We start from the raw sequence: 13,769 nt of genomic DNA, 5'->3' as shown, positions 1-13,769 counted from the left end.
GGGTACCGCCCTCGGGACGATCCGGCGGGGCGGGCCGGCGCGGGACCGTGGGCGGCATGGGGACGACACGGGACACGGGCTGGAACCGGGTGGCGCGGCGCGCCGGGTACGCGGCGGCGGGATGGGCGGTGGCCTTCGCGCTGGTGCACGTGTACTGGCTGGCGGACGGGCGGCTGGGGCTGCCGGAGGGGCGGTCGGTGTGGAGCAGCACGCCGTTGCTGGTGATCGACGTGCTCGCGATCCCGCTGTGCGCGGTGGCCGCGGCGGTGGGGTGCGCGGGTGTCGGCCCGGCTGCTGGGCTTCGCGCTGTGGGGCACCACCGCGCTGCTGGTGCTGCACGCCGCGCCGTCCGTGCCGGACTGGATCGCGCTGGCCGTCGGCAGCCGCTCGGCGGCCGGGTTGGACGCGATGGCCCGGTTCGCGACCTTCGGCTACGAGCCGTTCTTCCTGGCCGGCGGCCTGCTGTTCGCCGTCGCCTCGCTCGGCCGCCGGGCGCTCGGCCGGTCAGTCGGGCGGTGAGCCGGTCGGCCGGTCGGCCGGCGAGCCCGGTCAACCGGTCAGCTTCTCCGTGAGCCAGTCGGCGGTGGCCGGGAGCCAGTCCGGCAGGGCGGTGCCGAGCAGGTGGTTGCCGTGCGGCACGAGCAGCAGTTCGGCGGCCGGGGCGCGCTCGGCCAGGGCGGTGGCGGGGGTGACGCCCGGGATGCGGTCCTCGCCGCCCTCGACCACCAGCAGGGGGACGGTGATCCCCGGCGCGAGGGCGGTCAGGTCGACCCGGTCGGCGAAGGCGCGGGCCGCCTCGTACCCGCCGCAGCGCTGGGCCAGGGTCGCGGTGACGAACGGCACCAGGCCGTCCCAGTCCAGCCGGTACGGGCCGCTGACCACGGCGGCGGCGCGCAGCCGCGGCTCGCGGGCGGCGGACTCGGCCGCGTAGTAGCCGCCCAGGCTGAGGCCGATCACGGCGGCCCGGGCGAGGTCCAGCCCCGGCCGGCCGGCCAGCGCGTCGAGGGCCCGGCCGACCACCCGGTGGTACTCCGGCTCCGGCGCGCCGGCGGCGGCCAGCACGCCCTGCCCGGGCCCGTCGACGGCCAGCACCGCGACGCCCCGGGCGAGCAGGGCCTCGGCGACCGCGTGGAACTCCTCCTTGCCCGAGTCCATCCCCGGCACCACCACGACCACCGGGGCCGCTCCCCCGCCGGCCGCCGGGCGGCGCAGCCAGCCCGCGAAGCCCTCGCCCTCGACCCGCTCCGCTCCCGGGTCGAGCAGCGCCAGCGCCCGCCGCATCGCCTCGTCGGCCTCGCCGGCGGCCTCGGCCGCGGCGGCCCGGTCGGGGTGCGGGAGCAACCCGGCGAAGTGGTACCAGCGGGCCGCGCTGCGGTACGCCTCACCGGCGGTGACGGCACGGCCCTCGGCGGCGGCCCGTGCCGCCGTCGCGGCGTACCGGTGGCCGACGGCCCGGCAGGCGGCCGGCCAGTCGCGCGGCGAGGTCAGCGGGGCGGTCACCCGGTCGTACTCGTACGTGTCCAGGCCGGCGCCGTGGGCGCGCGGGCGGTTCTCCTGGACGAAGGCGGGCAGCAGGCCGGGGGTGTCGAGGAAGGAGAGGTCGGGCACGGCGGGGGTTCCCTTCGGGGCATTGGTCGTCGGGTCGTCGGGTCGTCGGATGGTGCGCAACGGGCGTCAGGCGAGGGTCAGGACGGCCTTGCCGCGGATCCGGCGCTCGCGCAGGTCGGTGAGCACGGCGGCGGTCTCCGCCCAGGGCGCGACCCGGCCGAGCTCCGGGGTCAGCCGCCCCTCCCGGGTGAGGCGCACCAGGGTGGCCAGGTCGGCACCGTCGGGGACGTCCGAGTCCGCGTAGTGGAAGTGCCGGACGACCGCCGACTCCGGGCCCTTGAAGAAGTCGAAGAAGTCGAGCGTGACGGGCGTCCGGGAGGCCTGGCCGAACCAGATCAGGGTGCCGCGCCGGGCCAGCCGGGCCAGCGCGACCGGCAGTGCGGCGCCGCCGGTGGACTCCAGCACCAGGTCGTACGGCCCGCGCGCCGCGGCCGGCTCGTGCACCACCTCGGCCGCTCCCAGCTCGACCAGCCGCCGCCCGCGCTCCGCGGAGGCGGTGACGGCGGTCAGCTCGGCCCCGGCCGCGGCGGCCAGTTCGGTGACGTAGTGCCCGACGCCCCCGGAGGCCCCGGTCAGCAGCACCCGCCGCCCGGCCAGCGGGCCCGCGGCCCGGAGCAGCCGCAGCGCGGTGAGGCCGGCCAGCGGCAGCGCGGCCGCCCGGACGGCGTCCAGGCCGTCGGGCAGCTCGGCGAGGGAGGACGTCGGGACGCACACGTACTCGGCCCACCCACCGGCCGGCGGATGCCCCACCACCCGGCGGCACGCCGCCGGCCCCGACCCGTCGGCGGCGGCCTGCACCACCAGCCCGGCCACGTCCTTGCCCGGCCGCCACCCGGCCCGGGGCGCCTCCAGCTGGAAGGTCTCGCCCCGGTTCACCGAGAACGCCTCCACCTTCACCAGCGCCTCCCCCGGCCCCGGCCGCGGCTGCTCCACCTCCGCGAACCGCACCGGCTCCGCCGCCCGCCCCGTCGCCACCAGCGCCTTCATCCCCGCTCCTCCGTCGGCCACCCCCACACTTCACCCCGCCCCGCACCGGCCGGTCCAACAACCGGAGGAGGCCGACGACAACCAGCGGTTGTGCTGCGGGGAGGGGCGCGAGGGGGACGCGGGGAGCGGTGAGTCGGCCCGGCGAGGAGGGATGCGCGCGCCAGGGCGGTCACCGCGACCCGGCCCGGCGGGGCGCTTGGCGCGGCGCCCGACCGGAGGGCGCGGCTAGGGTGCCCGGGTGGATCTGGATCTGGCGCAGGTGCGGGCGTTCGTCGTCGCCGCCGAGGAGTCGCACTTCGGGCGGGCGGCCGGGCGGCTGGGGATCAGCCAGCAGGGGCTGTCGAAGCGGGTGGCGCGGCTGGAGGCGGTGCTGGGGGTGCGGCTGCTGGAACGGGACGCGCGCGGGGTGGCGCTGACCGGGGCCGGGCGGCGGTTCCTGGAGCCGGCCCGGCGGGTGCTGACCCAGGGGGAGCGGGCGGTGGCCGCCGTGGGGTGCGCCGCGCGGCCGCTGCGGATCGACGTGTGGGGGCACCTGTACGCCCCGATGCGTACGCTCGCGCAGGCGGTGGACGCCGCGCCGGGGCTGCAGGTGGAGCCGTCGCCCGGCCGGGACCTGCCGTCCGTCGCGGCGGCCGTGCTGCGCGGGGAGTCGGACGCCGGGTTCGGGCGGGTACACCGACTGCCCGCCCACGACGGCGAGTTGACGCACCGACTGGTCCGACTGGAGCCGGTGGACGCGCTGCTGAGCACCGACCATCCGCTGGCCGGCCGGGACGTCCTGCGCCCGGACGAGCTGCGGGGCGGTGTGCTGCGCTACCCGGCGGCGGTGGACCGTCTGGACTTCCTCACCCGCTTCGCCGCCCGGTTCGGGATCTCCCGCCGGGTCGGCTCGACCAACCTGGGCCTGGAGCACTTCGTGGACCAGGTCCGCGCCGACCCGGACTGCTTCTCCCTCGTTCCCGCCGACGGCCCGCTCCCCGCCCGCCCGGGCGTCCGCACCGTCCCGCTGGTGGACCCGACCCCGCTCTACGCCTGGTCGCTCCTCTGGCGCACCGGCCCGGACACCGACCCGCACCCCCGGCTCGACGACCTGCTGAGAGCGTTCACCACCGAGGCGGCCCGCAACCGCTGGCTGGAGTACGACCCGGCCCGCGACTGGCTCCCGGACGCCGACCAGGCCGCGCTCAACCCGTGACGGCCGCCCCGGCAGCCGGCCCCGACGGCCCCGACGCCCCCGCCGGCCGTCGGCTCAGGAGGTCCGGAGCCACTGGTCGAAGGTGCGCACCACCGAGCCGTCCGCCGCGTAGTAGGTGACGGTCCCGGGGTCCGTGCCCGGCTTCGCGAGGACGGAGAAGTAGCGGAACGGGGAGTCCCCGACCGCGACCGGCACCGCCTCGGTGGTGCCACCGGTCTTCCAGGCGATCACGACCTTCGCGACCTCGGCCTGGACGCCCTGGATCACCACCGGCGGCACGCCCGACCCGTCGTCGACGCCGAGCGACGCCCCGCCGACGGCGGCCGGGAACCCGCCCGGGGCGGAGACCGCGTGCAGGGAGTCGTCCACCTGCCGCTTCCCGTCCACGGTGTAGTAGTAGTTCACCCAGTCGAGGCGGGTGTCCCAGTTGTCGTCGATGTCCTTCTGGGTCACCGGCTTCACCTTCGGGTTGGCCTCCTGGCGCTCCGCCTGGATCAGCCGGGCCTGCCTGGCGTAGTCCCCCTTGTCGGGCGTGGTCGGCCACAGCGCGGCCCAGCCCTGCCAGGCGTGGCCGTTGGCCGTGCCCTCGGCGACCTTGACCCGCACGGGGTTGAACGGGTCCCGGGCGGCAGCGGTCGCGCTCGGTGCGGCGGCCGCGGCGGCCGCGGCGCCGGAGGCCGCCACCACCACGGTCGAGCCGGCGGTGCGCCCGTGTTCGCCGAGCACCGCCGTCCCGCCGGCGACGCCCGCGACCAGCGCGGCCGCCACCGCGGCGGTCAGCAGCCGCCGGCGCCGCAGCCGCCGCCGGCCCCCGGCGACCAGCCGGTCGTACGGGGCCGCTCCGACGTCGACGCTCCCGGCCAGTTCGCCCAGGGCCCGTACGGTGGCCGGCTCGTCGCCGTCCACCGCGTCCCCGAACCGGAAATCGTTGCTCATCCTGTCCCTCCGACGCTCGTCAGTCCGATGAGTGAGGAGGCGCCCCGGAGCTTGGCCAGGCCTCTGGCCGCCTGGCTCTTCACCGTGCCGACCGAGCAGCCCATCGCCGCCGCGGTCTGCGTCTCGCTGAGGTCCTCCCAGTACCGCAGCACCACGGCCTGGCGCTGGCGCGGCGGCAGGTTGCCGAGCGCGGCGAGCAGCACGGCCCGGTCGTCCGGGTCGGCGCCGGCCGGCGCCGGGCGGTCCGGGAACGCGGTGACCGGGTACTCGACCAGCCGCCGCCGGAACTTCCTGGCGTGCTCGTTGATCACGATCCGGCGCACGTAGGCGTACGGGTCGTCCGCCGCGCGCACCCGGTTCCAGGCCGCGTACGCCCGTTCCAGCGCCTGCTGGACCAGGTCCTCCGCGCCGTGCCGGTCCCCCGCGAGCAGGTACGCCGTCCTGAACAGCCGTGACCACGCGCTGCCGACGAACGTCCGGAACTCCTCGTCCCGGGCGGTCTTGTGGGCTCCCATGAGCACCTCCTCACACCCCGGAGCCCGGGACGGCCGCGGACCGTTGCCCGTCGTTCGCGATTCGCCGCCGACGGCTGTGACACTGGAGGGGCTCGAAAACCGAGGTGCGCTCCGCCGTGCCTCCTTGCGAACCTAGAGGGATGCCCGCAGTGAGTTCTCCCGCAGTCCAGTCCGCCACCGTACCCGCCGAGGGGCCCGGGATCGGGGAGCTGGCCGCCCGTCTGCCCGAGCTGACCCTGCGCGACCAGGTGCGGATCGGCCGCCGGCTGGAGGGGGCCCGCCGGGTCCGCAAGCCGGAGGCCCGGCAGAAGATCGCCGCCGAGATCGCCGCCGACATCGACCGCGCCGAGCTGCTGGTCGAGCGGCGCCGCGGCGCGGTCCCGACGATCACCTATCCCGCCGAGCTGCCGGTCAGCCAGAAGAAGGACGAGATCCTGGAGGCGATCCGGGACCACCAGGTGGTGATCGTCGCGGGTGAGACCGGCTCCGGCAAGACCACCCAGATCCCGAAGATCTGCCTGGAGCTCGGCCGCGGCGTGCGCGGCCTGGTCGGCCACACCCAGCCGCGCCGGATCGCCGCCCGCACGGTGGCCGAGCGGGTCGCCGAGGAGCTGGACAGCCCGCTCGGCGAGGCGGTCGGCTGGAAGGTCCGGTTCACCGACCAGGTCGGCCAGGACACCCTGGTCAAGCTGATGACGGACGGCATCCTGCTCGCGGAGATCCAGACCGACCGCGACCTGCACCAGTACGACACCCTGATCATCGACGAGGCGCACGAGCGCAGCCTCAACATCGACTTCATCCTCGGCTACGTCAAACAGCTGCTCCCCCGCCGCCCGGACCTCAAGGTCGTGATCACCTCCGCGACCATCGACCCGGAGCGCTTCGCCCGGCACTTCGGCGACGCCCCGATCGTCGAGGTCTCCGGCCGCACCTACCCCGTGGAGGTCCGGTACCGGCCGATCGTCGAGGACGGCGCCGACGAGGCGGACGACGTCGACCGCGACCGGGACCAGGTCCAGGCGATCTGCGACGCCGCCGAGGAGCTCCAGGCCGAGGGCCCGGGCGACATCCTGGTCTTCCTCTCCGGCGAGCGCGAGATCCGCGACACCGCGGACGCCCTCGGCCGGCTGAAGTTGAAGAACACCGAGATCCTCCCGCTGTACGCCCGGCTCAGCTCGGCCGAGCAGCACAGGGTCTTCCAGCGCTCCCGCAGCCGCCGGATCGTGCTGGCCACCAACGTCGCCGAGACCTCGCTGACCGTCCCCGGCATCAAGTACGTGATCGACCCGGGCACCGCCCGGATCTCCCGCTACAGCCACCGCACCAAGGTGCAGCGGCTGCCGATCGAGGCGATCAGCCAGGCCAGCGCCAACCAGCGCAAGGGCCGCTGCGGCCGCACCTCGGACGGCATCTGCATCCGGCTCTACTCGGAGGAGGACTTCCTCTCCCGCCCCGAGTTCACCGACGCCGAGATCCTGCGCACCAACCTGGCCTCGGTGATCCTCCAGATGACCGCGGCCGGCCTCGGCGACATCGCCGCCTTCCCGTTCCTGGACCCGCCGGACTCCCGCAACATCAAGGACGGCGTCCACCTGCTGCACGAGCTGGGCGCGCTCGACCCGGACGAGAAGGACCCGCGCAAGCGCCTGACCCAGCTGGGCCGCAAGCTCGCCCAGCTCCCGGTGGACCCGCGGATGGCCCGCATGGTGCTGGAGGCGGACCGCAACGGCTGCGTCCGCGACGTCATGGTGATCGCCGCCGCGCTCTCCATCCAGGACCCGCGCGAGCGCCCTGCCGAGAAGCGCCAGGCCGCCGACGACCGGCACCGCCGGTTCAACTCGGAGACCTCCGACTTCCTCTCCTACCTGGCGATGTGGCGCTACGTCCGCGAGCAGCAGAAGGAGCTCTCCTCCTCGGCCTTCCGCCGGATGTGCAAGGCGGAGTTCCTCAACTACCTGCGGATACGGGAGTGGCAGGACATCTACACCCAGCTGCGCACCGTGGCCAAGCAGTTGGGCGTGACGATCGAGGAGCCCCACCCGGACGCCGAGCCGGACGCGGACCGGATCCACCAGTCCCTGCTGGCCGGCCTGCTCTCCCACATCGGCCTGTTCGACGTGGAGAAGCGCGAGTACGGCGGCGCGCGCGGCGCCCGCTTCGCGGTCTTCCCGGGCTCCGGCCTGTTCAAGAAGCCGCCGCGCTGGGTGATGTCCGCCGAGCTGGTGGAGACCTCCCGGCTGTGGGCCCGGATCAACGCCAGGATCGAGCCGGAGTGGGTCGAGCCGCTGGCCGGCCACCTGATCAAGCGCAGCTACAGCGAGCCGCACTGGGAGAAGAAGGCCGGCGCCGTCATGGCGTACGAGAAGGTGACCCTCTACGGGATGCCGGTCGTCGCCCAGCGCAAGGTCAACTACGGGCGGATCGACCCGGAGCTCTGCCGCGAGCTGTTCATCCGCAACGCGCTGGTCGAGGGCGACTGGGAGACCCACCACCGGTTCTTCGCGGAGAACCGCAGGCTGCTCGGCGAGGTCGAGGAGCTGGAGAACCGGGCCCGCCGCCGGGACATCCTGGTGGACGACCAGACCCTGTTCGAGTTCTACGACGCCCGGCTGCCCGACGACGTGGTGTCCACCCGGCACTTCGACTCCTGGTGGAAGAAGGCCCGGCACGACCAGCCGGACCTGCTGAACTTCGAGAAGTCGATGCTGATCAACGACGCCGCGGACGGCGTCACCGAGGCCGACTACCCGGACCACTGGCAGCAGGGCAAGCTCCGTTTCAAGCTGACCTACCAGTTCGAGCCGGGCAGCGACGCGGACGGCGTGACGGTGCACATCCCGCTGCCGGTGCTCAACCAGGTCACCTCGGAGGGCTTCGACTGGCAGATCCCCGGTCTGCGGGAGGAGCTGGTCACCGCGTACATCAAGTCGCTGCCGAAGGCGATCCGGCGAAACTTCGTGCCGGCGCCGGACTTCGCCAAGGCGGCGCTGCGCGCGGTGAAGGACCGCCAGGAGCCCCTCCTCCCGGCCCTGGAGCACGCCCTGAAGCGCCTGACGGCGATCACCGTGCCCCCGGAGGCCTGGGACGACGAGCGGGTCCCGGAGCACCTCAAGGTGACCTTCCGGGTGGTGGACGGGCGCCGCCGGCTCGCCGAGTCCAAGGACCTGGAGGAGCTGCGGCTGAAGCTCAAGCCCAAGCTCAAGGAGACGCTCTCCTCGGCCGCCTCCGGCCAGGGCATCGAGCAGAGCGGGCTGACCGCCTGGCCGGCCTCGCTGCCGGTGCTCCAGCGCACCTTCGAGCAGCGCTCGCGCGGCCACTCGATGCGCGCCTACCCGGCCCTGGTGGACGAGGGCCAGTCGGTCGGCGTCCGGCTGTTCGACACCCCGGAGGCGCAGGCCCAGGCGATGTGGGAGGGCACCCGGCGGCTGCTGGTGCTGACCACCACGTCCCCGGCCAAGTCGATCCAGGGCCGGCTGGGCAACCAGGCGAAGCTGGCGCTCTCGCACAGCCCGCACGGCTCGATCGGCGCCCTGTTCGAGGACGTCGTGGCGGCCGCGACGGACCGGCTGATGGCCCTGAACGGCGGCCCGGCCTGGGACGAGGCGGCCTTCGGCAAGCTGCACGACAAGGTGCGCGCGGACCTGTACGACCTGTCCGCGGACACCACGCTGAAGACGGCCACCGCGCTGATCGCCTTCCACAAGGCGTCGACCCGGCTGAAGTCGGTGAGCAGCCCGGTGCTGCTGAACGCGGTGAACGACGTCCGGCTGCACCTGGCCTCGCTGGTGCACCCGGGCTTCGTGACGGCCACCGGCTGGCAGCGGCTGCCGGACCTCAAGCGCTACCTGCTGGCGGTGGACCGCCGCCTGGAGGCGCTGCCCAACCACCCGCAGCGGGACGCCCAGCAGCTGCTGAAGGTGCAGCAGGTGCAGCAGGCGTACGGGGAGCTGCTGGCGGCGGTGCCGGCCGGGCGGCAGCCGTCCGCGGAGGTGCGGGCGATCCGCTGGATGATCGAGGAGCTGCGGGTCAGCTTCTTCGCCCAGTCGCTGGGCACGCCGAGCCCGGTCTCGGAGAAGCGGATCATGAAGGCGATGGAGGCGGCGCGGGCGACGCTCTGACCCGGGTACGGCCGTGGCCGGTCCGGGCGGCGCCGTGAGCTGCGGGTGGGCCTTCAGGAGTCAGTTCGACCTGGAGGCCCACCATGGGCTACAGTCTGTCTTGTTCGCAGCGCGGCAAGCGAGTGAACGAGATCAGGAAACTCTGGTCCCGTGGAGCAGTTGGTTAGCTCGCCACCCTGTCAAGGTGGAGGTCGCGGGTTCAAGTCCCGTCGGGATCGCCGCAGTGCGAGAGGCCCGGAACCGTCAGGTTCCGGGCCTCTCGCTTTTGACCGTCCGGCTCCTTACCCCGGCTAGGTCTAGACCACAAGTGACGGATCGCGTGACGGTCGTCACGCACCCCCCTCCGGAACCGGCGCCGCGAAACCCCCTCCGGAACCCCGCTAATTTAATATGTAAAATTGTACAGCTATCCACTGTAAATCCCCCCCACCCCACGCGCATCAAATCGTTATCCGGAGTTCAACATTCCGACCGCTCGGCCGACCCGGAACGCCCTCCGGCGGGTACGACAAAGGGGCCGCTTACCGGACCCGGCGGAGTCCGGTAAGCGGCCCCTTTAAAGAGCCTTTGGCCTATCAGGCCTCAGTGCGCTGGGCGGGAATCCCGGCCAGCAGAGCGCGCACCTCCGCCTCACGGTAACGGCGGTGACCTCCGAGCGTGCGGATCGACGTCAGCTTGCCCGCCTTGGCCCAGCGGGTGACCGTCTTCGGGTCCACGCGGAACATGGTGGCAACCTCTGCCGGCGTCAGCAGCGGCTCAGCATCAGGGGTACGAGCGGTCATGAGCGGCCTCCTCGGGAGAACCGAACCAGGGCGGTTCTATCCTTCAAATTCTGCACCTTGGCCCGCGATGCCCGAAATGGCATAGACGGGCCGAGTCGGTTATAGGACGAACGGCTTGTCCTGGTGTCTACAACTACACCATCCGTCCAGCCCTATCGACCAAACCGCCAAAATTGACCCCTCACGGGTTCAAGGCCGACGGATGGCGATGGACCACCCCATAACGGACAGTCACAAAGCCATGACATCCGGTTACGAGGGGACCAGACCCTCCGTTTCCCCGCAAAGCACGCATCGACTCCAGAACCACCCAAAAGTGGGCACGCTCACGTGAAGTTGGGCTGGTTGTCCCATTTTTGCACATAGGGGTAAGTTCGCGTCAACGGTGAGTAGTGTCACGTTCGACAGCTATTGACCCGAACCAGGACCTTGGTCATCGCGCCCGCGGTCCTTAGGACTCTTACAGTCATACACGCGCGGTCGGACGTCAGTTCGCGTGCCGCAGCGCCAGCACCCGGCGCCACCGCAGCGTCAGCTCCCCGTACACCCGCAGCGCCTCGGCGGTGTCCCCCGCCCGCAGCGCGCGCAACCCCTCCTCCAGCTCCCCCGCCGAACGGTCCGCCAACAGCCGCTCCGGGCCCAGCAGATGCACCAGGCCCCCGTAGTCCAGTTCCACCAGCGAGCGCGGATGGAACTCCTCCAGCCAGCGCCCGACCCGCTCCGCCCCCCGCACCAGCTCCCCGTCCGGCACCGCCTCGCGCAGCGCCCGGAAGGCCCGCGCCACCCGTCGGCGCGCCTGCGCCATCGGCACCAGGTAGAACAGCGCCGCCGGCCGGCCCGCCTGGTCCTCCCCCGTCCCCGCTCCCCCACGCCCGTCCGCGAGCCCCTCGGCGGGGCCGTCCGGCGGCCCGCCCCCGCCCGGCACGAAGCAGCGGTCCTCGTCCCCGAACGGCAGGAACCAGCGCACCGGCACCTCCCACCGGCTGGTCAGGATCCACGGCCGGGCGTCCGGGTGCTCGGCCCGCCAGCGCTCCCGGTCCGCCTCGGCGGCCGCCCGGGTCACCGGCGGCAGTGCGGAGTCCAGCAGCGCCACCGGCAGCCCGGCCCGCAGCTCCTCCAGCGCCTGCCAGCTGCGCAGCCTGGTCGCCCACGGGCAGACGTACAGTACGCCGTCCACCACCCGCAGGTACGCCCGCCCGCTCTCCCGCTCGGGCAGCGCCCGGGGGGTGCGGGCGGCCAGCCCGGCGAGCGCCTCCCGCTGCTCCTCCAACACCGCCGCCGCCACCGCCCCGGCCGGCTCCGCGGCGTCCGGCCCGCGCTCCGCCGCGTAGGCCTGCCAGTGCGCCCGCTCGGGCTCCGGGTAGGCGGCCAGCGGCTCGTAGACCCGCAGGTGGGCGGCGTAGGGCGGTTGTACGGAAGTACGTACGGCGGTCACGTCCTGCATGGTCGCACGGGTCGCGCGGCCCCGGGAGAGCGCGCCCCCGAACGGTTCGCGCCCGTACCCCGCACCCGGTTCCGTCTCACTCCTCGGACGACCGGCCCCAGGTCGGACAAGACGGCCGATCGGCGGCGCGCACGCGGCTACGCTTCGCCCTAGGCGCCCGCACCACAGCAGCGGGCCTTCATTACTGGAGTCACCACAGTGACCGACGTACAGACCCCCGCCACGCACCCCGCACCCGGCGTGCTCAGCAGGATCTTCCGTACCGAACAGGACGGCGCCCCCGGCGACGGTCACGAGCAGGTCGTCCTCTGCCACGACCGCAGCTCGGGTCTGAAGGCGATCATCGCCATCCACTCGACCGCCCTGGGCCCGGCCCTCGGCGGCACCCGCTTCTTCCCGTACGCCTCCGAGGAGGCGGCGCTGGAGGACGCGCTCAACCTGTCCCGCGGAATGTCCTACAAGAACGCGCTGGCCGGACTGGACCTCGGCGGCGGCAAGGCCGTCATCATCGGCGACCCGAACAAGGACAAGAACGAGGCGATGCTCCGGGCCTACGGCCGCTTCGTCGAGTCCCTGCGCGGCCGCTACATCACCGCCTGCGACGTGGGCACCTACGTCCAGGACATGGACGTCATCGCCCGCGAGACCGAGTTCGTGACCGGCCGCTCGCCCGAGCACGGCGGCGCCGGCGACTCGTCCATCCTGACCGCCTTCGGCGTCTTCCAGGGCATGCGCGCCACCGCCCAGGCCCGCTGGGGCCAGCCGACCCTGCGCGGCAAGCGGGTCGGCGTCGCCGGCGTCGGCAAGGTCGGCCACTACCTGGTCGGCCACCTGGTCGCGGACGGCGCCACCGTCGTCGTCACCGACCCCTTCGAGGCCGCGGTCAACCGCGTCCGCGCGGCCCACCCCGAGGTGGAGGTGGTGGCCGACACCACCGCCCTGCTCCAGGCCAAGCTGGACGTCTACGCCCCCTGCGCCCTCGGCGGCGCGCTGACCGACTCCGTGGTCGCCGCGCTGGGCGAGTCCGGCACCTCGATCGTCTGCGGCGCGGCCAACAACCAGCTGGCCCACGCCGGCGTCGAGAAGGACCTGGCCGACCGCGGCATCCTCTACGCGCCGGACTACCTGGTGAACTCCGGCGGCGTCATCCAGGTCGCCGACGAGATCGAGGGCTTCAACTTCGAGCGGGCCAAGAACAAGGCCACGAAGATCTTCGACACCACCCTGGAGATCTTCACCCGGGCCACCGCCGACGGCGTCCCGCCGGCGGTCGCCGCGGACCGCCTGGCCGAGAAGCGGATGCGCGAGATCAGCGCCCTGCGCACGGTGCTGCTGCCCGGCGCCCGCCGCTCCTGACCGGACCGGTACCCGACCCCGTGATGCGCGGGGGGCCGTCACCGCGGCCCCCCGCGCATCACGATGTGGAACCGGATTCTCACTTCTGCGCCCGATCGGGTGATCCCAGGCCCCCCTTGGGGGGATAATCAGTCCTGGAACGACGGACCCGAACCACCTCCGGACAGCGTGCAAACCGCCGCAAAACCTCCCCTGACCTGGGAAGACCTGGTCTCGGGTGCAGTCGGTGCGCGCCACGTCACACTGACGACGTACCGTCCAGCGGCGGAAACAGGTACCGTTAATGCTCCAAGGGACGGTCCTCCCATTCGGGCAGGCCGCTCCTGATCATGAACACGTGTCAGACTCGGGGCCGTGAGCCCCATCGTTGAGGGGGTCGACCCATGGGGCGCGGCCGGGCCAAGGCCAAGCAGACGAAGGTCGCCCGCGAGCTGAAGTACAACAGCGGCGGGTTCGACGCTAACCGTCTGTCCAACGAGCTGGGCGTATCGCCGTCCACCGCTTCGATCGACCCCGAGCCGATCGAGGAGGAGGACGACGACGACCCGTACGCGGAGTACGCAGCCCGGTACGCCGACCTCGACGACGAGGACGACAACGAGCCGGGCACCGGGACGTCGCAGGCCTCCCGCCGCCGCTCGTAGCACAGCAGTCCCGCCGACCGGTCCGGGCGCCCAGGGCGCCGGGCCGGTCTTCGGCGTCCCCTCGTACGGCGGCCGCGGCCCGGTCCGTACGGCGCCGCTCCGCACCGGCCCTCGACGGCCTCCAGCCGTCCCGCCGAAGGCCTCCCCGCATGCGGAAGGGCCCCTCCGGAACTCCGGAGGG

General features: G+C 73.4%; 11 protein-coding genes and 1 tRNA gene. 6 read left to right on the top strand and 6 right to left on the bottom strand.

Features of this window, described 5'->3' with window-relative positions; translation table 11 throughout:
- The first annotated feature begins 279 nt into the window (after window positions 1–279).
- Entirely contained in the window at window positions 280–519 is a 240-nt protein-coding gene (locus tag ACFY0X_RS29395; RefSeq protein ID WP_387759048.1) for a hypothetical protein, read from the top strand.
- A gap of 30 nt (window positions 520–549) precedes the next feature.
- On the opposite strand, the gene ACFY0X_RS29390 is transcribed toward ACFY0X_RS29395, so the two are convergent.
- The gene (locus ACFY0X_RS29390) at window positions 550–1,608 is read right to left on the bottom strand and encodes an alpha/beta hydrolase family protein (protein ID WP_387759047.1); all 1,059 of its coding nucleotides are present in this window, start codon (window positions 1,606–1,608) and stop codon (window positions 550–552) included.
- Between the two features lie 66 nt (window positions 1,609–1,674).
- Entirely contained in the window at window positions 1,675–2,595 is a 921-nt protein-coding gene (locus ACFY0X_RS29385) for a zinc-binding dehydrogenase (protein ID WP_387759045.1), read from the bottom strand.
- A 238-nt stretch (window positions 2,596–2,833) separates the two neighbouring features.
- Here ACFY0X_RS29385 and ACFY0X_RS29380 point away from each other — a divergent pair, with 238 nt between their 5' ends.
- Window positions 2,834–3,790: a LysR family transcriptional regulator gene (locus tag ACFY0X_RS29380; protein ID WP_387759043.1), complete on the top strand. Its 957-nt coding sequence runs from the start codon at window positions 2,834–2,836 to the stop codon at window positions 3,788–3,790.
- 54 nt (window positions 3,791–3,844) lie between these two features.
- Here the strand turns inward: ACFY0X_RS29380 and ACFY0X_RS29375 are convergent, their stop codons facing one another.
- Both ACFY0X_RS29375 and ACFY0X_RS29370 read right to left on the bottom strand, forming a co-directional pair.
- Complete coding sequence (locus tag ACFY0X_RS29375) at window positions 3,845–4,726, bottom strand: hypothetical protein (RefSeq protein ID WP_387759041.1); 882 nt, start codon at window positions 4,724–4,726, stop codon at window positions 3,845–3,847.
- Window positions 4,723–5,241, bottom strand: coding sequence for a SigE family RNA polymerase sigma factor (locus ACFY0X_RS29370; RefSeq protein WP_387759039.1), 519 nt, complete (start codon window positions 5,239–5,241; stop codon window positions 4,723–4,725). Before ACFY0X_RS29370 ends, ACFY0X_RS29375 begins: the two co-directional genes overlap by 4 nt.
- Before the next feature lie 140 nt (window positions 5,242–5,381).
- Between ACFY0X_RS29370 and hrpA the strand changes: the two genes are divergently transcribed.
- Complete coding sequence (gene hrpA, locus ACFY0X_RS29365; protein ID WP_387759037.1) at window positions 5,382–9,362, top strand: ATP-dependent RNA helicase HrpA; 3,981 nt, start codon at window positions 5,382–5,384, stop codon at window positions 9,360–9,362.
- 144 nt (window positions 9,363–9,506) lie between these two features.
- A tRNA-Asp gene (locus ACFY0X_RS29360) sits at window positions 9,507–9,580 on the top strand.
- 357 nt (window positions 9,581–9,937) lie between these two features.
- On the opposite strand, the gene bldC is transcribed toward ACFY0X_RS29360, so the two are convergent.
- On the bottom strand, window positions 9,938–10,144 hold the full coding sequence (bldC, locus tag ACFY0X_RS29355) for a developmental transcriptional regulator BldC (RefSeq protein WP_014137253.1): 207 nt from the start codon (window positions 10,142–10,144) through the stop codon (window positions 9,938–9,940).
- Between the two features lie 487 nt (window positions 10,145–10,631).
- Entirely contained in the window at window positions 10,632–11,588 is a 957-nt protein-coding gene (locus ACFY0X_RS29350; RefSeq protein ID WP_387759035.1) for a hypothetical protein, read from the bottom strand.
- Window positions 11,589–11,786: 198 nt separating this feature from the next.
- Here ACFY0X_RS29350 and ACFY0X_RS29345 point away from each other — a divergent pair, with 198 nt between their 5' ends.
- Both ACFY0X_RS29345 and ACFY0X_RS29340 read left to right on the top strand, forming a co-directional pair.
- Window positions 11,787–12,944, top strand: coding sequence for a Glu/Leu/Phe/Val dehydrogenase dimerization domain-containing protein (locus ACFY0X_RS29345; RefSeq protein ID WP_387759033.1), 1,158 nt, complete (start codon window positions 11,787–11,789; stop codon window positions 12,942–12,944).
- Between the two features lie 383 nt (window positions 12,945–13,327).
- Entirely contained in the window at window positions 13,328–13,588 is a 261-nt protein-coding gene (locus ACFY0X_RS29340; protein WP_387759032.1) for a DUF3073 domain-containing protein, read from the top strand.
- The last annotated feature ends 181 nt before the right edge of the window (window positions 13,589–13,769 follow it).

The organism is Kitasatospora sp. NPDC001547 (genome assembly GCF_042894165.1).
Classification (GTDB): domain Bacteria; phylum Actinomycetota; class Actinomycetes; order Streptomycetales; family Streptomycetaceae; genus Kitasatospora.
This window is presented reverse-complemented; position numbering and strand designations above follow the sequence as displayed.

Excerpts from the sequence above, each read along its gene's own strand:
- ACFY0X_RS29385 (WP_387759045.1), bottom strand. The coding sequence starts at position 2,595 with ATGAAGGCGCTGGTGGCGACGGGGCGGGCGGCGGAGCCGGTGCGGTTC.
- ACFY0X_RS29370 (WP_387759039.1), bottom strand. The coding sequence starts at position 5,241 with ATGGGAGCCCACAAGACCGCCCGGGACGAGGAGTTCCGGACGTTCGTC.
- ACFY0X_RS29350 (WP_387759035.1), bottom strand. The coding sequence starts at position 11,588 with ATGCAGGACGTGACCGCCGTACGTACTTCCGTACAACCGCCCTACGCC.
- bldC (WP_014137253.1), bottom strand. The coding sequence starts at position 10,144 with ATGACCGCTCGTACCCCTGATGCTGAGCCGCTGCTGACGCCGGCAGAG.
- hrpA (WP_387759037.1), top strand. The coding sequence starts at position 5,382 with ATGCCCGCAGTGAGTTCTCCCGCAGTCCAGTCCGCCACCGTACCCGCC.
- ACFY0X_RS29375 (WP_387759041.1), bottom strand. The coding sequence starts at position 4,726 with ATGAGCAACGATTTCCGGTTCGGGGACGCGGTGGACGGCGACGAGCCG.
- ACFY0X_RS29340 (WP_387759032.1), top strand. The coding sequence starts at position 13,328 with ATGGGGCGCGGCCGGGCCAAGGCCAAGCAGACGAAGGTCGCCCGCGAG.